Raw genomic sequence first — 24,935 nt, 5'->3', positions numbered from 1 at the left:
GGTCTTTTACTGTAGCGCGACAGGAAAATCGTCAAAGCACGTCCTCATACCTGTGTGACACGCGGCCCCTGTCTGCTTCACACGGAGAAGGACGGTGTCTCCGTCGCAGTCCAGCCACACACCCTCCACTTCCTGAATGTGGCCGCTGGTTTCGCCCTTCACCCAGTATTCACTCCGCGAACGCGACCAGTACGTCGCCCGGCGGGTCTCAATCGTCGCAGCAAGCGCCACATCATCCATCCACGCGAGCATGAGCACCTCACCGCTATCAGCCTGGACAACCGCAGGCACGAGACCATCCGCGTTGAACTGCACCTTCGCAGCGACCGCTTCCGGCAGAGTTCTTATTGGACGAGTGGCATAGCCTGCTCGGGTCAGCGCCCTCTTCACCGCCCCAATGGATACATCCCCGTAATGGAAAATGCTGGCAGCAAGCACCGCATCCGCACCAGTTTCCACCGCAGGCGGGAAGTGATCGGCCTTTCCCGCACCGCCGGAGGCGATAATAGGGACAGACACAGCTTCTCTGATGAGACGCAACAATTCCAGGTCAAAACCTTCTTTCGTGCCATCAGCATCCATCGAGTTGACGAGGATTTCACCTGCGCCACGTCGCTCCGCATCCCGGGCCCAGCCAATTGCATCGATTCCGGTCCCGCGGGTGCCTCCGTGGGTGGTGATCTCGAAGTTTCCTTCTCCCGTCCGACGCGCATCGAGGCTCAACACAACGCACTGCCGACCGAACCGCTCAGCCAGTTGATTGATTAACCCCGGATCAGCAACGGCAGCCGAATTGATGCTCACCTTGTCCGCCCCACATCGAAGCAATTCCGCGCAATCGTCCACGCTGCGCACACCCCCACCGACGGTGAGCGGGATGAAGACGGAGCCCGCAACTTTCCGGACAACATCGCGCATCGTCTCCCGGCCCTGCACCGTCGCAGACACGTCCAGAAAAGTCAGCTCATCCGCCCCCTCTTGGAAGTACCTGGCGGCGAGTTCAACCGGGTCGCCAGCATCACGCAGGCCCGCAAAATTAACCCCCTTCACCACACGGCCGTCTTTTACATCGAGACACGGAATAACTCTCACACCGACACTCATTGCTACCTTCCAATCCTTCGCAAAGACGCACTCAGCTGCTTCACTGTTTCTTCCACTCCCCCAATAACCCCATCCGATCCGATCGACCACGGGTTTCCTCGCAAGTCTGTCACGTACGCACCACGCGCGAGGAGGTGGCACACCCCGGCCCCGTTGTCCCACACATGCGGGCTCATGGATACCGTCGTACCCACACCCGCCGCTGCGACAAGCCCCAGATTGGCACCGACGCATCCAGAAATACGCAACCGCGGCTGCGGACGCTCAATAAGACCCGAAACGATGCGGCGCGTGTCGGCCAAAAAATCTGGCACCAAGGTCTCAACTAATTCCTCACCACCGTCGTCTGCACCCCATTTTCTCATCGGAAAGCAGCGACGTTCGCCTCGCACAGTGACTGTGAGACCCTCGCCGACAATACTGGTGATCGTCGTCTCAAACGCGGGTAAGCTGGTCACCCCAATAAGAGGCCTCTCATTGGAGATCAAAACTCCGAGTATCGCACACGAGGGATTACCACGCAGATAGTTCGACGTGCCGTCAATGGGATCCACCACCCAATAGCAAAGCCCCTCCACAGCATCGTGCAAGCGGGCAACCTCTTCCCCCCTGCTGCTCACACAACCGATGGTCTCTTCCCCCACCGCAGCGATTCCCGTCTCTTTTTCCAAGAGCGTATGCAGCCGAGATTCAATGTTCTCGTCTGTGTCCGTTACCGGCGAACCATCGCGTTTTCTGCGTGCCGTCGCCCTGCCGTAACCGTCCATAAAGTCATCCCACTGGCTGACGATGAGCTGCTCAGCCGTATCAGCAAGTCGCTGCACCTCCATAGCGGTACTTATTTCTCGAGCGCTCGCAGTGCGTCTTCAACAGTGAAGGCTCCCTCTACCAGAGCCTTTCCTACAATCACGCCATCGATCCCCTCGTCCTCATAGCGGGCAAGGCTCTCCAAATCAGCAAGCGTGGATACACCGCCGGAGGCTGTCACTGTCGCATCCGTGGCGGCAACCACCTCCCGCAGCAGTTCCACATTGGGGCCTGTCATTGCGCCATCTTTAGACACATCGGTAACCACGAAGCGCCGGCACCCCTGAGAGTCGAGCGCCTCCAGGACTTCCCACAGGTCTCCACCATCCGACACCCACCCATGAGTGGACACCCGCCACTGATCGTCGACAAGCTGGCAGGCCAAATCAACCGCAACCTGGTCACCAAACCGACGAACGAGCTCCCCCACCCACGCAGGATCAGACACCGCAGCTGTGCCGACACTCACACGCGACGCACCAGCAGCAAACGCAGCCTCAACAGCAGCGGTATCCCGCAGCCCACCGGAAAGATCCACCTTCACACCCAGACGATCGACGATATCCCGCACGGCTGCGCGATTATCCCCCTCCCCAAAAGCCGCATCCAGATCGACAACGTGGAGCCACCCCGCCCCGCTAAGAGCCTCCGCCACCTCCAGTGGCGAACCATACACCGTCTCGCTCCCGGCATTGCCCTGAAACAGACGAACAGCCTTACCACCACGAATATCAACAGCAGGAAAAAGCGTCAGCATACCAACCGATCCTACTACAGCGAATCGACCCAATTAGACAACAAACGCAACCCCGCACGACCGGACTTCTCCGGGTGAAACTGCGTCGCCCACAGGGGGCCATCCTCCACTGCGGAGATGAACCGACGGCCCGCGTGCTCCGTCCACCCAATAAGAGGTGCAGAAAACGGCGGGGTCCGATCGAAGTTGTCCTCCAACACGCCGTAGGAGTGCACAAAGTAAAACCTCTCATTGGGGGAGATACCCGCGAACATCCGCGACGACGCATCACGTTCCACCGTGTTCCACCCCATATGTGGCAGTGGCGTCACCCCCAACGACTCCACCGTGCCCGGCCACTGGACCAGACCACGCGTCGTCACGTCATTTTCCACGCCACTATCAAACATCACCTGCAACCCCAAGCAGATCCCCAACACCGAACGCCCACCGGCCAGACGCTCCTCCACCATCCGCGCCGCAGACACAGACCGCAGTCCCTCCATCGCGGACGCGAAGGCACCAACGCCGGGAATGAGCACGCCATCCGTCGACAAGCTGGGACGATCCGTCACCGAAACAGACGCACCCACCTCCTCCAAAGCGCGCGCGGCCGAAAACAAATTGCCCGCACCGTAATCAACAATCGCAACCGATGGCCGCACCATCACACACCTACTTCTTCCGACGACGAGAAAACACCGGAGCACGACCAGCCACACGCTTACCCAAACGCGCCAACTGACGCATCCGCACAGCCGTATTGTCATACTCCACAATCCGATGATTACCCATAATCGTATCCCCAATCTTCAACGAAAGTGCCACAGCGACAATCACCGCCGCCGTCGAAAATGCACCCACGTACCCAGAGGACGCGACAACAAACCCCAATAAGAGGCTCCCCAGCCCCGTGCCAGAATCAAACGACATATTCCACAACGCACTCGCCTCCGACAACTTCGAACGCGGCAACCGCGTAAACATGTCCAACATCGACTCATTCTGGATCGCGCCGTACCCCAGGCCATACACCAGCACGCAGACGAAAAGCCACGGCCAGGGCAGGGCGCCGGTGAGGGTGACGGCAAGCAAAACCACCCCAATAAGAACCAGGATCTGAGCCGGAATCATCGTCGCACCGGGGACTCCCCTCTTATCGGCGACGACGCCTGCGAAGTAGCGGGATATCATTTGGGCGAAGCCGACGGCGGCGAGAAGCGCACCCCCAATAAGAGCTCCATGGGCCGGCATCGATTCTTTCACGGCGTTGGGAAGGAAAGACGAGATTGCGCCGTAAGCAATTGCCGCAGTGCAGATGCACAGAGCTGGAACTAGCACGAGTTTCCACGTCGGTGCCAAGTATCGGCCGTCTTCAGTGAAACGGGACTTATTGCGTGGAGCAGCTTGTGGCCTCAACCGCGGAATGCGCAGGCACATGAGCGCCGACATCAAGGAAACGACTGCGGTGAAAATGTACACCGGCGTGGTTCCCACAGCCTCGGAAACGGTGAGACCTGCGGGAAGGAGGATGCACTGGGACAGTCCCACCGAGACGCCCAGAAGCGCGGTAGCCTTCCCCAAAAAGCGAACGGGAACGAGCTCGGCAATGAGAGCCGACTCCGCTACGCACAGAGCACCGAATCCGATGCCGCGGATGGCGCTGACTGTGAGCACGGGGATCGCTTTCACGCTGGCAATATGGCCAAGGGCGGGGATGCCGAGCAAAAAGGCGGCGCATACGAGGACGGGGGAATAACCGAATCGCCTTGTGAATTTTGGCGTGATCATCTGGGTACAGACGGTGAACCCCATGAATACGCCGGTTGTTGCGCCGGCGAGGGAGGCAGATCCGCCGTCGCGAAGTACGGCATAGGGCACCACGGGCAAGAGCATGGCCCACCCGCCGAAGGCGCTGGCGATGGCGATGAGGGCTGCTATGAATCCAGGCGCTTCCCAGACACTTGAAATCTCGTCCTTCTTATTGGACATGTATCACGCCTTTCTGCCTTCAGTTTCAATCCTCCACCACATTCAAGCACTCAAACCGGATAATGGCCATTTAGGGCATGCCAATAGCCCCTCCGTCCCCGGAGGGGTATGGCATGCGCTGCGATTACAGCCAGCGCCGTCCTCGCCTACGCGTGTACGGTGTTGCTCGTCTCCGCTTTCTCTTCGCTTTTCGACGCTTGTCCTCCCGCATCTTTCGATGTCTCAGGTGGATGGCCCTACCGCTGTACGCGGTGGATGGGTGCCCGTTGTAGAACCACTCCTCGCTACCAGGCGGGTTGTAGCCGGCTTCTCCTGTTATTGGGTGGCGGCCGTGCCAGCCGTTCTTGTTTCGTTCCTTATGGTCGTCGTTTTGCGCGTTGTGTGGCTTGCATAAGGGGATGATGGTGTCGGAGGTGGCCACGCCACCATCGGCAACGGCGATGGTGTGGTGGAACTGCCCGTATTGGGCGAGTTCGTGGCAGCCGGGGTGGGCGCAGAAGATTTGGTCTAGGGTGACGGCGTTGCGAAGGTGGCCGGAGGCGAAGCGCTCGTTGCGCAGTTCGTATTCGACACCGATGTGGCCGGTGGAGTCGTAGATGCAGACAAACCCGTAGGGGGCGAGGGTGTAGTCGCAAAAGTCCTTGGCATCGATGATTTGTCCGTCGGTGGTGGCGAACTTGCCGTCGCCGACGTAGGTGGAGTCATCGATGGTGAGCATGATGGCCGGGGTGAGGGACCGATTGAAGTGGTCACTGTAGTCGGGTGAGGTACCGGATAAGAGCTTGAGGAGTCCGTCGGCAAGCCGGACGGCGACCGGCTCGTTGCGGTTGAGAGAGGTGACCGCCAGCGCGCGGGCCTGAAGCTCGTTCATCTGTGCTTCCCGGAGGCGGAGGTGGGCGTGCTTCATGCCCATAACATCCGCCTCGTGGGAGATGGTCATGGTGTTGGTGACCTTGGCGGTGACGGCTTCCTTCAGCTTCTGCTTGGCGTGTGCCCTCACAGCTTCGGGTGTTTTCCCGTGGGCACTGCGGGCGAGCTCGGTCCGAAGTTCCTCGCGCAGCTCGGGGGCGGCTTTGTAGATGGCGCGGGAAATGGCGATAAGTGTATCTAGTGGGAGGCTCTCAGCCTCGGCGAGGGCATCGTCGTTGCCGGAGCCGAACCAGGAGCGGGCGGCGGTGAGCCAGGCGGAGGCGGTGCTTTCGAAAACGTGGGCAGCAGCGGAGACGAGCTCGACCGAGTTGGGGTGTCGGCGGTCGATCTCGTACACGTCGCGCAGGAGATCGAGTCCGCGCGTGAGGCGTGCGTAGTCCGTTAAAGCTGTCATGGTGCACACGGTACGTGCACACACGACCCATGGCACGGGTACGCGACGATTCTGTGGATAACTTTTCCTCGCCCGGAAAACCCCGGCCACCGTCGCATAGTTTTCGCAGGTCGTTTCGTCGAGACGGCTGTGGAAAAGTTGTTATTGGGCGGTGCTGTAGCTCATGAGGGCAAGCGCCAGCGCCCCCGCCGCCAAAATCCCCACCACGATGGTTCCCTTGAGGGAGCCGTTTTTGTACATGGACCAGGCACCGCCGACGAGGAGGCCGGCGATGAGGAACATGAGGTAGACGAACCAGTGTCCCACGGGCTACAGCGCTCCCTTGGTGGACGGCACGCCGGCTTGGCGGGGGTCCTTGGTGGCGGCGGCGCGGATGGCGCGGGCGACGGCTTTGAATTCGGCTTCGGTGATGTGGTGGGGGTCGCGGCCGTGGTGGCAGATGAGGTGGAGGTTGATGCGGGCGTGGTAGGACAGTGTTTCGAAGAAGTGCTGGTTGATGACTGTCGCGTAGTGTCCGCCGATGATGGAGGTGAGGATGTTGTCGGGTTCGCCGCGCATGACGAAGTAGGGGCGGCCGGACAGGTCGACGACGGCTTCGCAGAGCGTTTCATCCATGGGCACGGAGGCGGAGCCGAAGCGGGTTATGCCGCGTTTGTCGCCGAGTGCATCGTTGATGGCTTGGCCGAGGACGATGGCGGTGTCTTCGACGGTGTGGTGGCAGTCGATCTCGGTGTCGCCGGAGGCGTGGATGCTGACATCGATGAGCGAGTGGTTGGCGAATGCTTGGAGCATGTGATCGAAGAAGGGGACGCCAGTTTGGATGTCGCTCTTGCCGGAGCCGTCGAGGTTTATTTCGACGGCGATGGTCGTTTCCTTGGTTGCTCGTTCGACGCGGGCGATGCGGTCTTTAGCGGCGGCGTTGTCAGGCCGCTCGCGCGTGGAGAAGGACATGTCAGGCATGTGCACTTACCTTAGTGGCGACGGCGAGAAACCTCGAATTTTCCTCTGGTGTGCCGATGGTGACGCGGAGGTAGCCGTCAATGCCGTTGTCGCGGATGAGTACGCCCTCGTCGAGGAAGTCCTGCCAGGCGGCGTTCGGGTGGGAGATCATGAGGAAGTTGGCATCGGAGTCGATGACGCGGTAGCCGAGCTTTGTCAGATCGTCGGCGAGCGCATCCCGATCTTTTTTGAGCTTGTCGACGCTTGCCAGCGTTTCCTCCGCGTGCGCCAGCGCCACGCGGGCTGCCGCCTGGGTGAGGGTGGACAGGTGGTACGGCAGGCGGACGAGCATGACGGCATCGATAAACGCCGGGTGGGCGATGAAATAGCCGAGTCGCCCACCGGCGAAGTCGAAGGCTTTGCTCATAGTGCGGCTCACGACGAGCTTTCCCGGGAACTCCCCAATAAGAACCGCAGCCGACGGCGCGGTGGAGAACTCGGCGTAGGCTTCGTCGACGATGACGATTCCTGGTGCCGCCTCAACGATGGCGCGGATCGTGGCGAGCGGGGTGGAGTTGCCCGTCGGGTTGTTCGGAGTGGTGACGAAGACGATGTCCGGCTGGTGCTCTGCGATGGCCGCGAGGGCGGCATCCTCGTCGATGGCGAAAGCGTCGTCGCGCGGCACGGAGATGAACTCGGTGAACGTGCCGGCGGCGAGCAGCGGGTGCATGGAATAGCTGGGCGTAAAGCCCATCGCTGTGCGCCCCGGGCCACCGAAGGCTAAGAGGAGCTGCTGTAACACCTCGTTGGAGCCGTTGGCGGCCCATACGTTGTCGTGGGTGACGGGCACGCCGGTGTCGCGGGATGCGTAGGCCGCGAGGTCTGTACGCAGCTGAACGGCATCACGATCTGGGTAGCGGTTAAGGGTGACGGCTAGACGGGCGGCCTCCTCCCCTATCTCGCGGGCGAGGTCGTCGCTTGGTGGATAGGGGTTCTCATTGGTGTTGAGGCGGACAGGCGTGTTCAACTGCGGGGCACCGTACGGGCTTTTGCCTTTTAGGTCCTCGCGGATGGGGAGCTCAATCATTTGGTCCTCCGTGCGGTGATGGCCTCGCCGTGGGCGGGCAGGCGTTCTTCTTGGGACAGGCGGATGACATCGTCGGCGATCTCCTCGAGTGCTGCGGCGTCGTAGTCGATGATGTCGACGTGTTTGAGGAAGGTGAGCGTCGACAAGCCAGAGCTGTAGCGAGCAGACCCGGACGTGGGCAGAACGTGATTCGAGCCTGCGGCGTAGTCCCCCAGGGGAACCGGGGCGTGCGGACCGACGAAGATAGCACCGGCGTTGGTGATGCGAGCAGCAACAGCCGCCGCGTCGCGGGTGTGAACCTCGAGGTGCTCGGCGGCGTAGGCGTTGGCAACGGCGACCGACTGGTCAAGCCCGGAGGTGAGGACGATGGCGGACTGCTCGCCGGTGAGTGCCTGAGCGACCCGGTCGGCGTTGAGGGTAACGGTGTAGAGTTCGGCAACCTTTGCGTCGACGGCGCGTGCGAGCTCCGCCGAATCGGTGATGAGCACCGAGGAGGCCAGAACATCGTGTTCCGCCTGCGAAATGAGGTCGTAGGCAACGTGAGTGGGATCAGCCGTGGAATCGGCGAGGATCGCAATCTCGGTTGGGCCTGCCTCCGCATCGATGCCGACGACGGTGCGCACGAGTCGCTTGGCTGCGGTGACGAAAATGTTGCCGGGGCCGGTAATCAAATCGACGGGCTCGTAGCCCTCGTCACCATAGGCCAGCAGACCGATGGCTTGGGCGCCACCGACGGCCCACACTTCGTCCACCCCCAGGAGGGAACAGACAGCGAGCACCGTGGGGTGCGGGTAGCCCCCGTTTTCTTTCTGCGGCGGGGAGGCGACAACGAGGGAGGTCACACCGGCTGCCTGGGCGGGAACAACGTTCATGATCACCGAGGAGGGATACACGGCGTTACCGCCAGGAACATACAACCCGACGCGTGAAATGGGGATGAATTTTTGTGTCACGGTGGCACCGGGGGCAAGCGTGACCTCGACATCCGCCGGTTTCTGCGCCTCGTGGACGGCCCGCACGCGCGTAATAGCCGTGGTGAGGGCCTTCTTCAATTCGGGATCAAGTGCTGCGGCGGCCTCGTCACACACCTCTGTGGGCACGCGGAGGTGTGGCGGTCGGATGCCGTCGAATTTTTCGCTGTAGGCCAGCGCCGCGCTCGCTCCCTCTTCTTTCAGCTTCTCGACGATCGGTCGCACCGTGTCCAGCATGCTATCTACAGACTGGTGGCTACGGGGGACGATCCGCCTCAACTCTCGGTCTGAGTAGGAATGAGCGGAGATATCGATCGTGCGTAACATTGTCGATGCCGCAGCTGGGGCCGCTGTAGACGGTGTGGTGGACATGGTGACTCCTTACCGTGAGATAAAAGGGTGTAACCGCCTATTATCCTCGTTTCACCACGTCAAAACAATGTTTCTTACATGTAAGACTTTTATTCGGCGCGGGTGCTGGCCGTGTACGCACCGTACAGCCACGTTATCGCTGCAGCAAGCGGAGCCCACAGGAATGCAGCACCGACCTCGACGGCGCTGCGCACCGTCACCACCGACCCCTCCGGCCCCATCAGCCCTTCGCTATCGGTAAGCAGGTACGCAACTGAGTGCCCCGCCGCCACAACAGTCAGTGCCGCAACGAGAGCCACAACAACAGCGACAAGCTGGCCACTCACCTTCATGCTTACCCGACTCATTGTCGCGCCGATCGCCACGCCACCCAGGGTGACAATGACGAGGTAGGCAACGTAAACGGGGAAATCGTGGGCACCGTAATCCGCCGGCGGTATAAACGTCCCATCCCCGAGAGTCTCTACAGTGGCCTTTGGTGAGAAGAAACCCCACGCAGCGCCGAGGATGCCCGAAAGGACGAGGCTCACGGCGACGATGCCGGACATATCACCGACAATCCTGCGTGGGGTTAGTGCGGGGGCCATGATTGTTGCAGTCATGGCCTACAAGTTTAGCTTCTAGTTACACATCTTCCAGCGGCCGTCCTCGCGTAGGAACTTCATCGTGCCGGACTGGGTGTTACCCTGCGATGTCGTCGTCACCCATGCGGAAGCCTCGTTGCCGTTGACGGTGATGTCCTCGACGGCATCAATGGTGGAGCGGGTCTCCTGGTACTGCGGGATCTGCTCAAGCGGGATCTCCGGAACCTGAGACAGGTCAACGGCACCCTGGCCACCGGCCTGCTCAATCACTCGCTGACACGTGTTCTCAAGGAAGTTGCCCATGAAGGCGCGCAGCGTCGGTGCCCAGGTCACAGACTGGACGAGGTCCGCAATCGCCTGAGCGTCCTCCGCACTTGCAGGTTCACCCTCAACGGGGGCGAGAACCTCAGGAGCCGGAACCTGCGGCAGTGGCGCTATCTCAGGTTGAGCACCCTGCTCCTCTACGAGAGTTTCGGGAGCCTCAGATTTCGTCGTTGGAGACGGCGCAGCGGAGCTCGAAGTCTCCTCCGGCGCTGCGGTCACCTGCGTCGTGCGGGTGGACACGTTGGTCTCCGTCACCTGATCTGCAGCCTTATCCTTGTTTTCCTTGCTGCATGCAGAGGCGCTAAGAGCAACGGTGGCTGCCATTGCCAGGGCGATAAACTTCTTCGAACCTGCACTAATTTTCACGATGTTTTTCGTCTCCTTATAACTTTATGGTCGTGTCACCGTGTTTTTCCAAGATACACCGTCTTCCCCACATTCGCGCGGTTACGGCGTGCGAAAGGACGCTGCCAGTTACCCGGCATCGCCTTCAGATCCGTAAAAAACCTAGAACCAGGGCGGTAACGAACGGTTCCGCTTGATTACATACGGTCAGACGTGGTCACTTACCAGATGGCACGGTAGCAGACTTTCCAATCTTTCACTTACATTATCACCGCACTGTTTCCGCTGTTACAGATCCAATGAGCTTTTACGGGACTTCACGGATTCCCCGCAGGCAACCCTCACCCTCCCCGGCAAGCTTTACGCCACAGACATCTTTTTGCCAGCCTCTACATCCCAACCTTCTCCGTCTCGTATTCTCCCCGCCCCATTAACTGGCGAACTCGAAAAGTGCTAGATGTATTAGATGGGCGCTAGATGGGTAGGCACTACAAAGTGTAAGAAGGGTAGGCGCACGATGAGCATGGGGGTGCCACCCAGACCGCGCTGCGCGACGACCGCCTAGCCTGCCCCAGTAGAGGGAAAAGTTCACAACGAAAAATAAAGGAACGAGATCATAGCGGTGGAGGGGAGGGCGAGACAGAAAAATGGGGGAAATAGTCCGGCAAGATAGAGGAACTTTTTGCAATAAATTCTCTGGTTAAAGACATTTTGCAAACGTCTACGTGGAGGGAGTGGAAAATCTCTCCACGCCCTCATGCCCCAACACAACAGTTTCCACTACAATTGCCTAACGTGCACTTGGACAGAGATAAAATTATTGCAGCCGGGCTGGAAATTCTGGATACATACGGTCTAGCGGATATGACTATCCGAAGGATCGCAGGCAAGCTTAACTCTGCGCCGGGTTCCATTTACTGGCATGTGAAAAACAAGCAGGAGCTCATCGCCCTTATCGGACATGCAATCATCGATTACGTTGACACCGACCAAGACACCACTGCGGATATGCTCCGTGAACTTCGGCGAGCAATGCTGCAGTTCCGCGATGGCTGCGAGGTCGTCGCAGCGGCCAACAACTCAGGGCTAGTCCGGGAGGATCTCATTCGCCTCATTCGGATGCCCGACGAGTCATTGAGCGAAACCGCCGCCTCCACCCTCTTGAGCTTCACGCTTGGTCATGTCCAGTACGAGCAGTTCCAGCTTCAGCTCCTAGCCCTCGACGCAAAGGCCACTAAGGAGAGCCACGATAAGGGCGCTGCTCGCGTCGCTGCAAAGATTGCCGACCTGCAAGAAGAAGAGGAAACCGAAGCGAACCGACTGTTCGAAGAAGGGCTGGAGACAATTCTCCGCGGAATTTCGGCCTCGTAGAAAGTACTACCACCTCTCAAACTCCTCCCTCTGTGAACGGGACGGGATTTGAGACTGAGCCTCCACGGACGCTTCTGGCACCGCACTGCTCGATCGCTGAGATGGTCGTTTCCGCATCGCTAAGCTCAGCGACAATTCAGGACTCCGGGCTCTACACGCGAATTCCTGCAAGGATTGGGAAACATGCCCGCTTCCCCGTCGCACGCTGGAGCGATCCACGAAAGGTGCCGTATATAAACCACACTCGTAGTCCTTTAAGTATCCCGCCCGGTATGCGCACCACATGAGTTACGTCGCACATTAGCTTCACCCCCATCGACCACCATTCTTCCGTTCGCGCCCGATCTCACTCCAATGGGTTTCCAGCACCAGTTAGTTTCCAGCACCAGTTAGTTTCCAACGCCAGTAGGTTTCCAACGCCAGTGGGCGTTGAGCACCAGTGAGTTTTGTCTTCATTTAGACGTACACAACCGGATTATCTTGTTTACAGGATCCGCACAATCGGCGGTGTGTCCATTCACACACTTGACATGGATTACGGGATTGCCCACGCGCGTGAGTGAGGCCACCCCACGGAAGCGAAGCACTCATCACAACCAAAGGGATACCTCCATACATTGTTCAACATGGTGGACTACCTGGTACTTCATGAAGCGTCGCGAGGAAATGAGTACAGATTTCTGCTACCTGTCTCACGTCAAGCTAATCCACAGGTAGTGCACTGTTTTTTAAGGCAAACATAACTTTCTCTCGATAGTTGCTTTCTGGTCCGTGCTGTCAACTCACAGTTGCGAAAAATAGACGATAAACTGGCGCATTATGAGTGAAGCAAATCAGCCTTCTATGGAAATCTGGCCCGGCCAGTCGTACCCTCTCGGTTCGACATACGACGGCGCAGGCACCAATTTCGCACTGTTCAGCGACATTGCAGACAAAGTAGAACTGTGCTTGCTCGACAGCGAAAACAATGAGACACGGGTCGAGCTTACTGAGGTTGATGCCAACATTTGGCACGCTTACCTCCCGGGTATCCAGCCGGGACAACGCTACGGCTACCGCGTTCATGGACCCTATGATCCCGCCAACGGCCACCGCTGCGACCCAAACAAGTTGCTCGTCGACCCGTACTCCCGCGCATTCGACGGCGATTACGATGGTGACCCGTCCCTGTTCTCCTACGACATCACGAACCCCGATCGCCCGGAAGGTCGCAACACGGAAGACTCCCTCGGCCATACGATGAAGTCAGTCGTTGTTAATCCGTTTTTTGACTGGGGAGACGACAAGGCCCCGAAGATTCCGTACAACGAATCAGTCATCTACGAGGGCCACGTCAAGGGTCTCACGATGACCCACCCTGATATCCCAGAGAACATCCGCGGAACGTACGCAGGGCTAGCCCACCCAGCAATTATTGAGTACCTCCAGAATCTGGGAATCACCGCTCTCGAGCTCATGCCCATCCACCAATTTTTCCAGGACGATCGCCTCCGCGAACTGGGCTTGAGGAACTATTGGGGCTACAACACTCTCGGATTCTTCGCCCCACAGCAGGATTACTCTGCCTCTACTCGTCCCGGTGACGCGGTAAGCGAGTTCAAAGGAATGGTTCGCGCCTACCACGAGGCAGGAATCGAGATCATCCTTGACGTGGTGTATAACCACACGGCAGAGGGCAACCACATGGGTCCGACGATTGCCTTCAGAGGCATCGACAACGCCGCGTACTACCGCCTTGTCGACGGCGATCCGCAGCACTACATGGACTACACGGGCACAGGAAACTCCCTCAACGTCCGCCATCCCCATTCCCTGCAGCTCATCATGGATAGCCTCCGCTATTGGGTAACGGAAATGCACGTCGACGGCTTCCGCTTCGACCTCGCGTCCACTCTCGCACGTGAGCTCCACGACGTTGACCGGCTATCCAGCTTCTTCGACCTCGTCCAGCAGGACCCCGTCGTCTCGCGAGTGAAGCTCATCGCCGAACCCTGGGACGTCGGCGAAGGCGGCTACCAGGTAGGAAATTTCCCGCCCCTGTGGACGGAATGGAACGGCAAGTACCGCGATACTGTCCGCGACTTTTGGCGCGGGGAGCCTGCGACTCTCGGCGAGTTTGCATCTCGCCTGACGGGATCATCGGATCTGTACTCGAACAACAACCGTCGCCCTACGGCCTCTATCAACTTTGTTACTGCGCACGATGGCTTCACATTGAACGACCTCGTCTCCTATAACGAGAAACACAATGAAGCCAATGGCGAAGGTGGTCGCGACGGTGAGAGCCACAACCGGAGCTGGAACTGCGGTGTCGAAGGACCAACAGACGATCCAGAGATCAACGCCCTCCGGGCACAACAGCGCCGCAACTTCCTCACCACGCTCCTGGTAAGCCAAGGCACGCCGATGATCAGCCACGGCGACGAGCTAGGTCGCACGCAGTTTGGCAACAATAACGTTTACTGCCAGGACAACGAGATCTCCTGGCTGGACTGGTCCAAGCACGAGGAAAACCAGGATCTGTTCCAGTTCACGAAGCGTCTCATCCAACTGCGCAAGGACCACCCGGTGTTCCGGCGTCGCCAGTTCTTCGCGGGTGGCCCCCTTGGTGATGAGTCCGCACACCGCGATATCGCATGGCTCGCCACAGACGGCAAACTCATGGACCAAGCGGACTGGGACTTCTATTTCGGTAAAGCCCTCATGGTATTCCTCAATGGCCAGGAGATCGCCGAACCTGATGCCCGCGGCAACAAGGTGGAGGATGACTCCTTCCTCTTGTGCTTCAACGCGGCACATACCGACGTAGAATTCACGATTCCGGTCGCCACCTACGGTGCCTCCTGGAAGGTTCTCATCGATACGACTGAGCCCCGTGGCGATGTAGAAAGTGGTGTTATCCTGACCGCTGGTGAGAAGGTCATGATTCCTGCCCGCTCCACCATCGTCGCCGTGCAGAACGATCCTCCGGTGTCCGGTGCCCCGAAGGGTGGCGGATCCGTGAAGGGCTACGAAGGCTAAGTGGGAGCAAAAAGAGCATTCACCACCGCCATGAACGGTTAGTCCGCCAATGACCGTAGGGCCTACAATGACCTCGACTGTTAGTGAAATGCAGTTATTTCGTTAACCGTCGGGGTCATTGCTGTACACGATGCTTGTTCGAAGCGAGAAAAACGCATGTTCCTCTGGGCGGTAAAATAGGGGAATAAATCAGCGCGCGAGACGCGCACACAACGGCAACAGAAGGGGCAAAGGACAGTGCTCACTGCACATGGAGCTACGGTGGCGATAGCGGATGGAACCATTAACATCTACTACTCTCCCCTCCTCACGAGCCTAAATGCTGGGGAAACCACCCTCCCCGCCGCAGATATTACTGACGTGGCAACCATTGAGCCGACCCCGTATTCGCTCGGCTCGGTGACACTCACCCGCACGAGCGGTGCTTCCGTCACCCTCCGTTTCCAGCGGTCACAAACCGCAGCCCTGCAGCAATTCGTCGCGGACGTGGCGCGCGTTCGTGTCGGCGATGATCCGGTTGGCGAGTCCACCCCAATCCCCGGATTGGATTTTGTCGCTATCGATGTGGAGACAGCCAACGATGACTGGGGGTCGATTATCGAAATCGGTGTCACCAAGGTTCTCAATGGCCTGGTAGAAGAGCAAGCAACCTGGCGCTGCACACCACCACCGGGAATGGAGGATTTCCTCGACGAGAACATTGCGATTCACGGCATCCGGCCGGAGGACATCGAAGGGGAGCCGAGTTTTGCCCAGCGGTACGAACTGGTGAAGGAGTTCACGGGAGAGCTCCCCATGGTATCCCACAATGCGCAATTTGATTTCACAGCCCTCGCACGCGCCTGCCACGCATCGCACTGTGCTGCGGCACCGAACGAGTTCGGCTGCAGCCTGGCGCTTTCCCGGTCCCGCGATCTCGGCTTTGCCACGAATCGCCTGCCCGATGTGTGCCGAGGTCTGGGCATCGCCCTCGAACACCACCACTGCGCTGCAGATGACGCTGAAGCTTGTGCTCGGATCATCACCTCACTGGCAAGCATTGACGGGTTCACTGGCTCATTCCCCGAATTCATCGCGTCAACGGGGTTCACGATGGGAAAGATAAGAAACGAAGGTCGTATTCGCTCCGTGCAGAAGATTCGCCACGACAGGTCATCTTCCCCGGATCGTGCCAGAGAGGCGGCAGGAAACGGCAGATACAAACGCACATCCTCTCGGCGCAGCGGGGGCGTACCGTGGTCGGCGGTATCTACTCCGGAGAAGATCCCGGAGCCGAATACAGAAGCTAACCCCGACGGCTTGTTGTACGGGCAAAACGTTACGCTCACGGGAGACTTTGAGCCCCTGGATAAGGGGACGTTGTGGTCCAAAATTGCCGATCAAGGCGCTACCATCGGCAAGAACGTAACGAAGAAAACCACCATCTGCGCTGTCGGCGCGTGGACGAAGAAAACATCGAAGCAGAAAAGGGCCGAGGAGCTGAAGGAACAAGGCCAAGATATCGCTATCTGGTCTAAAGAAAAGTTGTTCATAGTACTCGGCATCGATGCCGATGCTATCGCGCAGGAGAACGAACCGCCATTTTAGGGGAACCATTGCCGTGCGTCACCACGTCTAAGTAAGAGGAGTACGTGATGCACTTTAGGCCCCGACACATCACTGCTCTGTCGGCCTGCACCTACTTTCACTTTTCGTGTACGTAGGTGCAGGCCCCGAAAACTGCCGTCGCGCGGGGCGGAAACGAGCCTTGTCACAGTGAATGCACTCCTCACCTCACCGTCTGAATCACCCACTCCTACGGTCTTCTCCCCCACATCCGTACGCAGGATGCTTCCCATGCTGCGAACCTCGGACTGGGCGCGGACTCCTATCCACGAAGGTGACGCTACGTCGATTCCGGCTACGTTGACTCTCACCAATGAGTTCCACGTTGGTTTTTGCACCGACCCAATTGTCACCGCCGCTAACCATCAGGGCCCCCAACCGGCCCACGCAGGGATTGAGTTGCCACGAACGCTATGTGAAGGCGACGAGCACGCTCTACTTACTCCGCTCACAGTAGTGTGGCAGTACGCAACAGGGCGTCTCTTGCACCGTTCACGCGCAGATGAGCGCTCACCTTTTCGTTCGATCCCACTCCCTCACGCGCCTTTGGGTACAGATGCGGTTCTGCTCAGCACATTCGAGACACACGCAACAAGCTGGCTAACTCACCCGGAAACAGCGCACCACCTTGCTTCCTACTGCGAAAGGGAACTTGGCGGGCGTTTTTTCATCTATTTCGCTCCTGCAGAAGGCTCCCTTATTGTCACAACCGCATCTTCCGCGCCGTCTCTGGGCCCCGTTGTTTCAGCCATCTTCCGGGCCTCGTCCTCCCAGATATCCGAGAAGTCGTTTACCATCCGAGACGGGTGGATGAAGGAGATCAGTGTGCAAAAGCCCCGCAAACGTTCGCGCCGAGCACTGTCCACGCGCGCGACAACCGAGGCGAGAGCGCGAATTAGCAGTCTCTCACCTCAAACGATAGAGAATATCTTTTAATATCAAGAGCTTTCACTAACCCGGTGTGATGTGTGGGCCACTAGAATAGTGACCTATACATGTGAGAAAGGGTGACGCAATTCCATGGTTTCCACACCAATCACAGCTACATACCGACTACAGTTACGCGGCCCCAAGGCAGATCCGCACGGGCGCTCGTTTGACTTCTACAATGCCATCGAGATCCTCGATTACCTGAAAGACCTCGGTGTCAGCCACCTCTTCCTGTCCCCGATCCTTACTGCCGTGCCAGAATCCAATCACGGATACGATGTCATCGATCCCACCGAGATAAACCCCGAGCTCGGCGGAAAGGAAGGGTTTGTCGCGCTCTCCCGGGCTGCCCGAGAAAAAGGGCTGGGCTTGATTATCGATGTCGTTCCCAACCACGTCGGTGTTGCACATGCGGAGCAGAACCCGTGGTGGTGGGACGTGCTCAAGAAAGGCAAGGACTCGCACTTCGAGGGGTACTTCGATATCGACTGGCACGAAGATAACGGTGCCGGTGGCAAGCTCGGGCTCCCTATTCTCGGCCGCCCTGGCGATGAAGACAAGCTGACGATCACCGAGTATGAGGGCGAACCGGTTCTCAACTATTACGATCAGTTGTTCCCCATTGCCGAGGGAACCTATGATCCAGATTCTGCGGACACACCGGAGCAGGTCCACGACAGACAGGCATACAAACTCATGTACTGGCGAGACGGGGTGATCAGCTACAGACGCTTCTTCTCGGTTAACTCGCTTGCAGGGTTGAAGCAGGAAGATCCTCTCGTTTTCGAGCACTCCCACCGCGTCATCCGCGAACTCGTCGCAGAGGATCTTATCGACGGCCTCCGGGTTGATCATCCAGATGGTCTCACGGATCCCTTTGGCTACCTCTCTCGGCTCCGCGAGGTTGTCGGACCTGACCGCTGGTTAGTGATTGAGAAGATCCTCGCTGTCGATGAGGCTCTCGACCCCCGCCTGAAGGTAGACGGAACCACTGGCTACGACGCGTTGCGCGAGCTCGATGGGGTTTTCGTGGCTCGAAGTTCCGAAAACACACTGTCTATGTTGGCTCTCAAACACACGGGATCCACGTGGGATGAGCAGGCAATCAGTTCGACCGAGTACGTGCTAAAGAAGGATGTTGCCCATTCGGAGCTCGCCGCTGAAGTGCGTCGCTTGGCGCGCGCTATCCGGCGCGATAACTTCTCCACCGCAGGATCCGCAGTCACGGAGACGCAGCTTATCTCCACGATTGAACAGCTGGTTGCCTCCATGCCTGTCTACCGCGCAGACTATGTATCGCTGACTCGCGTCACTGCTACCGTGGCAGCAGATCTTTCTCGCCGCTTCCCATCCCGGCGCGCCACGCTTGATCTCATCGTCGCCGCGCTGATCTCCGGTGGTGAGGCATTTACCCGTTTCGCGCAGGTGTGTGGTGCTGTCATGGCGAAGGGCGTAGAAGATACGACCTTCTACCGCTCCTCACGGCTTGTTGCACTCAACGAAGTCGGTGGTGCGCCTGGACGCTTCGGAGTATCCGCGGCGGAGTTTCACCTCCTCCAGCAGGAGCGCGCACGTCTGTGGCCGAAGACCATGACCACGTTATCCACGCACGATACGAAGCGCGGCGAGGATGTGCGAGCCCGTATCATTGAGCTCGCCGATTGCCCTGGTGACTTCTCGGAGGTTGTCGACGAGATCACCTCCATCACTCCCCCACCGGACGGTGCAACGGGGCATTTCCTGCTGCAAAATCTCCTGGGGACGTGGCCCGTGGACGGAGTCATTACGGACGACTATGAGAAGCGCATGCTGGCGTACACGACAAAGGCCATCCGAGAGGCTGGTTTATACACGACGTGGACAGAGCAAGATGCAGAGTTTGAAGAGCGCACCCTGCACTGGGTGAAGGCTCTCTTGCACGGGCCGGTTTCCGAGCGCATCACGCAGTTCGTTGGACCGCTCGCCCACGCTGCCACTCTCATCGGCTTGGGACGCAAGCTCCTGCAGCTCATCGCTCCGGGAATTCCCGATATTTACCAGGGTGAGGAATATTTCGTTGATTCTCTCGTGGACCCCGACAACCGTCGCTTCGTTGATTACGAGGCCCGTCGTGCCTCGCTGGAGAAAACTTTGCGGGTTTTGCGCGGTGAGGAGGAAAGTTCCTTTACCGTCGGTGACGTAGTTGCTAACGAGTCGGCACACCGGGACGACGATGTTCCCTACGCACATCTCCTCGATCGCTACAACGAGGCAAAGCAGGTAGTGGTGGCAGCGGCGCTCCACGTCCGCTCCCACTACGCCAACGACTTCGTGGGAAGCGACTACCAGGCTGTTTTTGCGGAAGGCGAGGCAGAGGATAATCTCATTGGACTGGGTCGAGGCCCCCGCCCCGACCGCGTGGATGTGATTGCCGTCGCTACACGCACACCGTTCCGGCTCATGGCACGCGGTGGTTGGGGCGATACCACTCTGACTGTCCCCGAGGGCACGTGGACGGAGGTGTTGACCGGCCGTACGGTGTCTGGAACCGTCGCCGTCGACGGCCTGTTAAATTATTTCCCCACCGCCCTTCTGATTAGAAACACCGCCGATGAATAAGCCTGACCTCAACCGACTGGAAAATGAGTACGATTCGTTTGTCGCCAGTCATCCCACGTTGGAGAGCGATATTCGGTTCGCGCTGGAAGATAGCGTCTCCGACGCGGGTATTGCCTACGACCGTGTAGACACACGAATCAAGTCGTGGCGGTCCTTTGCTGCCAAAGCGACGAAGTACGACAGTGATGGGAACCTGCTGTACCTCAAGCCGTGGGAGCAGATCAGCGATGTCGTGGGCGCACGCATCATCACCTACCATTCCACAGAAATCCCTCGCGTGATCGAGACCCTCGAGCGGATGTTCACTGTCCTGCGTAGTGTGGACAAAGCCGCCGAGACGCGCATTTCTGGCGGCTTCGGGTATGGCTCCCACCACCTCATCGTCAAAGTCACCCCGCAGACGGAGGATCTGGAAGCCTATTCGGGTCTTGTCTTCGAAGTCCAGCTCCGTACCATCCTGCAGCACGCTTGGGCGGAGTTCGAACACGATATCCGCTACAAGGGTGCAGGCACAGGTGCAGACCCCGCAATTGATCGCTCGTTTACCCTCGCCGCCGGCCTCATTGAGCTCGCGGATCAGCAATTTGACCAGATCGCGCATATTCGCGCTGATTCGCATCCGGTAGCCGGTAACGTTCCGCTCACGGATGGGAACCTGCCACACGTGCTCACTCTCCTCCTCGGTGACAAGTTCCCCCGCTCGAAGTCAGAGGTTTACCCCTGGTTGGAGGAAATTCTGACAGCTAATGGTATTCGCACTGTCGCTGATGTAGAGGCCATCGCCGGCCCCGAGGACGTTTCTCAGGTTCTGGATGCGCTTCAGTACCAGTATGTTCCAAGCCAGGTTCGGCTTGTCGACGATCTTCTTCTCGCCCGCTTCGGTGCCTCCCACATCGCCCGCACGGGCAATACCGGCTACCGCGCAGAGAGACGCCCCTCTCGTCTACAACGCAGGCTACGCAAGCTGGAGGCACATCGTCGCAAGCATGAGGCCGAATGATGCTTCGTCAGACGGCACCCGCACGCCACCGTTGAGATGCGAGCGCGCAAAGGTTAAGCTATAACGCATTACCGGTTAAAACCCAATGAAAGGAACGTTTTCTTGTCTTCTCTTTCGAACTTCCCTGAGCTGCTCGATTTCCTCCACGTCTGGGCTCTCGCCATCGCGGACTTCTTCCGCCCGCTGGGTATCGATTTTCCGCCGGCAGAGTGGGGCACAGCCGGCTCCAGTAAGTAAAAACCGTCGTTTTAGTCGTCGAAAAGCAAAAACAGGATCGACGAGCTACACCGGCATCGTATTACAAGCCGTAGTAAACATGCCACAGGTATTCACCTGTGGCATGTTTTTGATTAAAACGCGTGCAGGGAAATTAGCGGGCCGAACGGCCACGAAGCTTATCCAACGCACGCCGATCCTTCTTTGTCGGGCGGCCAGCTCCCCGATCCCGGCGTGGCATTGAAGCAAGGATTTCCTTGGGTGGCGGGGGCGGTGTGTGGTCGCGGTAGGCTGCACGAGCCACCTGTGCGCCCACGCGCTTCTTAATCGGCTGTACAACCTCGATGATATGTTCCCGGTGCGCCACCCACGCGCGGATCCGATCACCTGCCACAACTTTTTCGGAGGGCTTCACCGCCTCCCCGTTGAGTTTGACGTGCCCAGCCTTACAGGCATCAGATGCTGCAGACCGGGTCTTGTATAGCCGTACCGCCCACACATACTGATCAATGCGCACAGAGTCACTGGGGTTCCCCAGCGCGATGTCACTCATAGATGTCCTAGTAGTTGTCCTTGTGATTGACGATGGACCGCACCTTGGTCCAGCTGTACACACCAATCACAACGGCAACGACCAAACCGATCACCATCAGGGAGAATTCCTCCGTCAGTGCCCACAGCGCAAGCCCGCCGATCACACCTCCGGATACACCGAGTACTCCGTTCTTGGAGTAACGGCGAACGGCCTGCTTACGGCGCTCAATAGGGTTCTGAGGATAACGTTGCATGCTCATAGTGCCTTATTGTAAACGTGCTTACGCTGGCAGTTCCACCCACATGGTAGCGCCAAAATCTGGCTCGCAGTCCCCTTTAGTTAAGGACTGTATAAAGGCGTGCAGGTCATCCTGCTCACTCGGCTTAATAGCCAGTGTCATCAGTACGTCGGAGCCGTAGCGAACATCGGAAATGTGATAACCCCGCGCGCGCAGATCGGCCTCGTAGCGGCCGGCATCAGCATGAGAAAATCTGACCGTCGCCAGCTGCCGAAGGGAGCGTTTCACGGGGCGCACCAGTTTCAGCGCTGCCGTTGTGGCATCGGAATAGGCGCGAACGAGACCGCCCGTGCCGAGCTTGATTCCACCGAAATAGCGAACTACGACACAGGCGATATCCTGCAGGCCGGATCCGGTAAGGACATCGAGAATCGGCTTGCCGGCTGTGCCCGACGGTTCGCCGTCATCCGATGAACGCTCCACGGGGTTTGACCCGTCGACGTGGTAATAATAAGCGCTACAGTGGTGCCGCGCATCGGGGTACTGCGTCCTGATGTTGCCAATGAACTGGCGCGCTTCCTCTTCTGATTGAACGCGCCCGACGTGCGAAATAAAACGGGACCGTTTAATCTCCAGCTCGGCTACGACGGAGGCGGTGGCATCCGGTAGGAGGTATTCGGCATCGGCATGCATGGTTTATCACTTTACACAGGTCTTTGACACGTACGGAACGCTTTCATACCCTTGAGGTATGACGAATTTCAGTGTTTGGGCACCGAACGCCTCCGACGTCCACCTTCACCTTGATGGTGAGGACATTCCTATGCACCCACGTCCGTGTGACCACGCCGCAGCTGCAGACGGTTGGTGGTGCTCAGACGCTGAAATGGCGCCCGGGAGCCGCTACGGCTTCCGGCTTCAGCTCGGTGACACGTGGACCGATCCCCTCCCCGACCCACGCACGCGCAGGCAACCGGACGGTGTTACTGGCTTGTCCCAGGTGTACGCCGATGACTTTGAGTGGGGTGATGACCACTGGACGGGGCGGATCCTCCCGGGGCAGTCAATTTACGAACTGCACGTCGGTACGTTTACTCCGTCTGGGACCTTCGCGGGTGTCGAGGAAAAGCTTGACTACCTCATTGAGCTCGGTGTCACCACGATCGAGCTGATGCCTGTACAGCCCTTCGGAGGGGAACGCAACTGGGGCTACGACGGTGTGGATTGGCACTGTGTGCAAGAAAGTTACGGTGGCCCAGATGGGCTCAAACACCTTGTCAACGCCGCGCATAACAAGAACATTGCTGTGATCCTGGACGTGGTGTACAACCACTTCGGCCCTGTGGGCAACTACACGGGGATGTTTGGCCCGTACATGTCGACTGCAGCCACCGACTGGGGCGATGTGGTCAACTACTGTGACTCTGGATCTGACGAAGTCCGCGCATACGTTCTCGAAGCAGCTCGCCAGTGGTTAACGGAGTTCCATATCGATGGCCTGCGCCTGGATGCCGTCCAGACGATGGTGGATACGGGGGCGATCCACTTGTTAGAGGAGCTGTCTATCCTCGCCACAGAAATTGAAGCGACAACGGGAATTCAAAAGACCCTCATTGCCGAGTCAGACCAAAACGATCCTCGCCTCGTTGCGCCGCGTGGTGCCTCCGGGCTCGGCGGGTTTGGACTGGACGCGCAGTGGGAGGATGATCTCCACCACGCGCTCCACGTGCTAACAAGCGGGGAAGAGCACACCTACTACCGGGACTTCGCGAGCATGGATGCCCTTGCGCAGACGATTGCACACGTGTTCTATCACCACGGAAATTACTCCTCATTCCGGGGACGCAAGCACGGTCGTACCCTGGACGTAGATGCGGTGCCCGCTTTCCGGTTCTTGGCATACACCACAACCCATGACCAAACCGGCAATCGCCCGGCCGGCGACCGTCCATCGCAATACCTCAGCGCCGAGAAACTGGTGCTCAAGGCCGCGATCGTACTGTGCACGCCCTACACTCCGATGCTGTTCATGGGAGAGGAATTCGGTGCCCAGACACCGTTCCCGTTCTTCTGCTCGCACTGCGATGACGCGCTGGACCGCCTAACCCGCGAGGGACGTCAGCGCCAGTTCCGCTACCAGGGAATGAACGAGGAAACCGTGGCGGCGATGCCCGATCCCGCAGATCCAGAAACGTTCCAATCGGCCAAGCTCGACTGGGACTTCACCGAGGAAAACGCACGCGTTCTCGAAGCCTATAAGACCCTCTTCCGCTTGCGCTCCTCGCTTCGCTTCACCCGTCCGTGGTTGTCTGAGCTCACTGTGGAACACACGGACTCGTGGATCGGCTTCGGCTATGCGGATGCGTTCATCGTGGCAAACCTTTCCGATTCCGAGGTGACAGCCCCGTACACGGGCACCTTGGTGTATTCTTTCACCGACCCAACCATTGGCGAGGAAGGAACGCTTCTTCCCCCCTGGAGCTTCGCCATTCTTACAGATGTGCACCACACCTCATAAGCAGGCAGAGGCGCAGTCCCGGTCGGCACAGACGCCGACCCTGCTGCCTCCCCTCGCCGAGGCCATTGTCACGACTGTTCAGCACATCCCTCGCGGCTTCGTCGCATCGTACTCCACTATCGGAGCAGTCGCAGGCTGTGGCTCCCGGTACGTCGGCAGGGTCATGGCCGACTATGGGGAACTGGCACCATGGTAGCGCGTTGTTCGCGCCGACCGGACGAGCCACGTGTGGAAGGCAGCGCTCCCGTTGTGGGATGAAGAGGGCATTGCACATACTCCCCCACCACCACAGACGGACAGGCGGGCCGGGTACTCCTG

Annotated in this window: 23 protein-coding genes; 8 read left to right on the top strand and 15 right to left on the bottom strand. The window is 58.8% G+C overall.

Annotated features, from left to right (window positions below):
* Positions 1 to 6: 6 nt before the first annotated feature.
* The 12 genes from hisF to HMPREF3044_RS02510 all read right to left on the bottom strand — a co-directional run bounded on the left by hisF (position 7) and on the right by HMPREF3044_RS02510 (position 10,606).
* On the bottom strand, positions 7 to 1,104 hold the full coding sequence (gene hisF / locus HMPREF3044_RS02560) for an imidazole glycerol phosphate synthase subunit HisF (RefSeq protein WP_005389557.1): 1,098 nt from the start codon (positions 1,102 to 1,104) through the stop codon (positions 7 to 9).
* A 2-nt stretch (positions 1,105 to 1,106) separates the two neighbouring features.
* Positions 1,107 to 1,934, bottom strand: a complete 828-nt coding sequence (locus HMPREF3044_RS02555) for an inositol monophosphatase family protein (protein ID WP_070739143.1) — start codon at positions 1,932 to 1,934, stop codon at positions 1,107 to 1,109.
* An 8-nt stretch (positions 1,935 to 1,942) separates the two neighbouring features.
* Positions 1,943 to 2,668, bottom strand: coding sequence for a bifunctional 1-(5-phosphoribosyl)-5-((5-phosphoribosylamino)methylideneamino)imidazole-4-carboxamide isomerase/phosphoribosylanthranilate isomerase PriA (priA, locus tag HMPREF3044_RS02550; protein WP_005389555.1), 726 nt, complete (start codon positions 2,666 to 2,668; stop codon positions 1,943 to 1,945).
* 14 nt (positions 2,669 to 2,682) lie between these two features.
* Positions 2,683 to 3,315 (bottom strand): imidazole glycerol phosphate synthase subunit HisH, encoded by a 633-nt coding sequence (gene hisH / locus HMPREF3044_RS02545; RefSeq protein ID WP_005389554.1) that lies wholly within the window; start codon positions 3,313 to 3,315, stop codon positions 2,683 to 2,685.
* 7 nt (positions 3,316 to 3,322) lie between these two features.
* Entirely contained in the window at positions 3,323 to 4,639 is a 1,317-nt protein-coding gene (locus HMPREF3044_RS02540) for an MFS transporter (RefSeq protein ID WP_070739141.1), read from the bottom strand.
* 124 nt (positions 4,640 to 4,763) lie between these two features.
* The gene (locus HMPREF3044_RS02535; RefSeq protein WP_070739221.1) at positions 4,764 to 5,963 is read right to left on the bottom strand and encodes an HNH endonuclease signature motif containing protein; all 1,200 of its coding nucleotides are present in this window, start codon (positions 5,961 to 5,963) and stop codon (positions 4,764 to 4,766) included.
* A gap of 141 nt (positions 5,964 to 6,104) precedes the next feature.
* The gene (locus HMPREF3044_RS13040; protein WP_155806360.1) at positions 6,105 to 6,269 is read right to left on the bottom strand and encodes a hypothetical protein; all 165 of its coding nucleotides are present in this window, start codon (positions 6,267 to 6,269) and stop codon (positions 6,105 to 6,107) included.
* A gap of 3 nt (positions 6,270 to 6,272) precedes the next feature.
* Positions 6,273 to 6,923, bottom strand: a complete 651-nt coding sequence (hisB, locus tag HMPREF3044_RS02530; protein WP_005389547.1) for an imidazoleglycerol-phosphate dehydratase HisB — start codon at positions 6,921 to 6,923, stop codon at positions 6,273 to 6,275.
* Positions 6,916 to 7,989, bottom strand: a complete 1,074-nt coding sequence (locus HMPREF3044_RS02525; RefSeq protein WP_070739139.1) for a histidinol-phosphate transaminase — start codon at positions 7,987 to 7,989, stop codon at positions 6,916 to 6,918. Before HMPREF3044_RS02525 ends, hisB begins: the two co-directional genes overlap by 8 nt.
* Positions 7,986 to 9,287, bottom strand: a complete 1,302-nt coding sequence (gene hisD, locus HMPREF3044_RS02520) for a histidinol dehydrogenase (RefSeq protein ID WP_070739218.1) — start codon at positions 9,285 to 9,287, stop codon at positions 7,986 to 7,988. The genes HMPREF3044_RS02525 and hisD overlap by 4 nt, the downstream gene beginning before the upstream one ends.
* Positions 9,288 to 9,421: 134 nt before the next feature.
* On the bottom strand, positions 9,422 to 9,934 hold the full coding sequence (locus HMPREF3044_RS02515; RefSeq protein ID WP_070739137.1) for a hypothetical protein: 513 nt from the start codon (positions 9,932 to 9,934) through the stop codon (positions 9,422 to 9,424).
* A gap of 18 nt (positions 9,935 to 9,952) precedes the next feature.
* Complete coding sequence (locus HMPREF3044_RS02510) at positions 9,953 to 10,606, bottom strand: RAD23 family protein (protein ID WP_005395570.1); 654 nt, start codon at positions 10,604 to 10,606, stop codon at positions 9,953 to 9,955.
* 774 nt (positions 10,607 to 11,380) lie between these two features.
* On the opposite strand from HMPREF3044_RS02510, the gene HMPREF3044_RS02505 reads away from it, so the two are divergent.
* From HMPREF3044_RS02505 to HMPREF3044_RS13530, 6 genes are all read left to right on the top strand, one after another.
* Positions 11,381 to 11,956, top strand: coding sequence for a TetR family transcriptional regulator (locus HMPREF3044_RS02505; RefSeq protein WP_005389538.1), 576 nt, complete (start codon positions 11,381 to 11,383; stop codon positions 11,954 to 11,956).
* Positions 11,957 to 12,775: 819 nt separating this feature from the next.
* Positions 12,776 to 14,977, top strand: coding sequence for a glycogen debranching protein GlgX (gene glgX, locus HMPREF3044_RS02500; protein WP_040428810.1), 2,202 nt, complete (start codon positions 12,776 to 12,778; stop codon positions 14,975 to 14,977).
* 237 nt (positions 14,978 to 15,214) lie between these two features.
* On the top strand, positions 15,215 to 16,564 hold the full coding sequence (locus HMPREF3044_RS02495; protein WP_005395568.1) for an exonuclease domain-containing protein: 1,350 nt from the start codon (positions 15,215 to 15,217) through the stop codon (positions 16,562 to 16,564).
* 1,038 nt (positions 16,565 to 17,602) lie between these two features.
* Positions 17,603 to 20,110 carry a malto-oligosyltrehalose synthase gene (gene treY, locus HMPREF3044_RS02490; protein WP_005395566.1) on the top strand — a complete coding sequence of 836 codons (2,508 nt, stop codon included), beginning with the start codon at positions 17,603 to 17,605 and terminating at the stop codon, positions 20,108 to 20,110.
* Positions 20,103 to 21,110: a GTP pyrophosphokinase gene (locus tag HMPREF3044_RS02485; protein ID WP_005389530.1), complete on the top strand. Its 1,008-nt coding sequence runs from the start codon at positions 20,103 to 20,105 to the stop codon at positions 21,108 to 21,110. Before treY ends, HMPREF3044_RS02485 begins: the two co-directional genes overlap by 8 nt.
* Before the next feature lie 102 nt (positions 21,111 to 21,212).
* Positions 21,213 to 21,347: a hypothetical protein gene (locus HMPREF3044_RS13530; RefSeq protein ID WP_005389528.1), complete on the top strand. Its 135-nt coding sequence runs from the start codon at positions 21,213 to 21,215 to the stop codon at positions 21,345 to 21,347.
* Positions 21,348 to 21,480: 133 nt separating this feature from the next.
* Here the strand turns inward: HMPREF3044_RS13530 and HMPREF3044_RS02480 are convergent, their stop codons facing one another.
* Genes HMPREF3044_RS02480 through HMPREF3044_RS02470 form a run of 3 tightly spaced genes read right to left on the bottom strand, consistent with a single transcriptional unit; the run spans position 21,481 to position 22,792 of the window.
* Positions 21,481 to 21,879, bottom strand: coding sequence for an RNA-binding S4 domain-containing protein (locus tag HMPREF3044_RS02480; protein ID WP_005389526.1), 399 nt, complete (start codon positions 21,877 to 21,879; stop codon positions 21,481 to 21,483).
* A 7-nt stretch (positions 21,880 to 21,886) separates the two neighbouring features.
* On the bottom strand, positions 21,887 to 22,120 hold the full coding sequence (locus tag HMPREF3044_RS02475) for a hypothetical protein (RefSeq protein ID WP_005389523.1): 234 nt from the start codon (positions 22,118 to 22,120) through the stop codon (positions 21,887 to 21,889).
* Between the two features lie 21 nt (positions 22,121 to 22,141).
* Positions 22,142 to 22,792, bottom strand: coding sequence for an IMPACT family protein (locus HMPREF3044_RS02470; protein WP_005395565.1), 651 nt, complete (start codon positions 22,790 to 22,792; stop codon positions 22,142 to 22,144).
* Between the two features lie 58 nt (positions 22,793 to 22,850).
* On the opposite strand from HMPREF3044_RS02470, the gene treZ reads away from it, so the two are divergent.
* Positions 22,851 to 24,617, top strand: a complete 1,767-nt coding sequence (gene treZ, locus HMPREF3044_RS02465; RefSeq protein ID WP_005395560.1) for a malto-oligosyltrehalose trehalohydrolase — start codon at positions 22,851 to 22,853, stop codon at positions 24,615 to 24,617.
* Complete coding sequence (locus HMPREF3044_RS12845) at positions 24,598 to 24,813, top strand: MGMT family protein (protein ID WP_141759625.1); 216 nt, start codon at positions 24,598 to 24,600, stop codon at positions 24,811 to 24,813. Before treZ ends, HMPREF3044_RS12845 begins: the two co-directional genes overlap by 20 nt.
* Positions 24,814 to 24,935: the final 122 nt, after the last annotated feature.

Origin of the sequence: Corynebacterium sp. HMSC073D01, from assembly GCF_001815555.1 — a bacterium.
GTDB lineage: Bacteria > Actinomycetota > Actinomycetes > Mycobacteriales > Mycobacteriaceae > Corynebacterium > Corynebacterium glucuronolyticum.
This window is presented reverse-complemented; position numbering and strand designations above follow the sequence as displayed.

Coding starts and splice junctions, on each gene's coding strand:
- HMPREF3044_RS02555 (WP_070739143.1), bottom strand. CDS start 1,934: ATGGAGGTGCAGCGACTTGCTGATACGGCTGAGCAGCTCATCGTCAGC.
- hisH (WP_005389554.1), bottom strand. CDS start 3,315: ATGGTGCGGCCATCGGTTGCGATTGTTGATTACGGTGCGGGCAATTTG.
- HMPREF3044_RS02470 (WP_005395565.1), bottom strand. CDS start 22,792: ATGCATGCCGATGCCGAATACCTCCTACCGGATGCCACCGCCTCCGTC.
- HMPREF3044_RS02525 (WP_070739139.1), bottom strand. CDS start 7,989: ATGATTGAGCTCCCCATCCGCGAGGACCTAAAAGGCAAAAGCCCGTAC.
- hisF (WP_005389557.1), bottom strand. CDS start 1,104: ATGAGTGTCGGTGTGAGAGTTATTCCGTGTCTCGATGTAAAAGACGGC.
- priA (WP_005389555.1), bottom strand. CDS start 2,668: ATGCTGACGCTTTTTCCTGCTGTTGATATTCGTGGTGGTAAGGCTGTT.
- HMPREF3044_RS02540 (WP_070739141.1), bottom strand. CDS start 4,639: ATGTCCAATAAGAAGGACGAGATTTCAAGTGTCTGGGAAGCGCCTGGA.
- HMPREF3044_RS02480 (WP_005389526.1), bottom strand. CDS start 21,879: ATGAGTGACATCGCGCTGGGGAACCCCAGTGACTCTGTGCGCATTGAT.
- treY (WP_005395566.1), top strand. CDS start 17,603: ATGGTTTCCACACCAATCACAGCTACATACCGACTACAGTTACGCGGC.
- HMPREF3044_RS02535 (WP_070739221.1), bottom strand. CDS start 5,963: ATGACAGCTTTAACGGACTACGCACGCCTCACGCGCGGACTCGATCTC.
- HMPREF3044_RS12845 (WP_141759625.1), top strand. CDS start 24,598: ATGTGCACCACACCTCATAAGCAGGCAGAGGCGCAGTCCCGGTCGGCA.
- treZ (WP_005395560.1), top strand. CDS start 22,851: ATGACGAATTTCAGTGTTTGGGCACCGAACGCCTCCGACGTCCACCTT.
- HMPREF3044_RS02475 (WP_005389523.1), bottom strand. CDS start 22,120: ATGAGCATGCAACGTTATCCTCAGAACCCTATTGAGCGCCGTAAGCAG.
- glgX (WP_040428810.1), top strand. CDS start 12,776: ATGAGTGAAGCAAATCAGCCTTCTATGGAAATCTGGCCCGGCCAGTCG.
- HMPREF3044_RS02485 (WP_005389530.1), top strand. CDS start 20,103: ATGAATAAGCCTGACCTCAACCGACTGGAAAATGAGTACGATTCGTTT.
- hisD (WP_070739218.1), bottom strand. CDS start 9,287: ATGTTACGCACGATCGATATCTCCGCTCATTCCTACTCAGACCGAGAG.
- hisB (WP_005389547.1), bottom strand. CDS start 6,923: ATGCCTGACATGTCCTTCTCCACGCGCGAGCGGCCTGACAACGCCGCC.
- HMPREF3044_RS02515 (WP_070739137.1), bottom strand. CDS start 9,934: ATGACTGCAACAATCATGGCCCCCGCACTAACCCCACGCAGGATTGTC.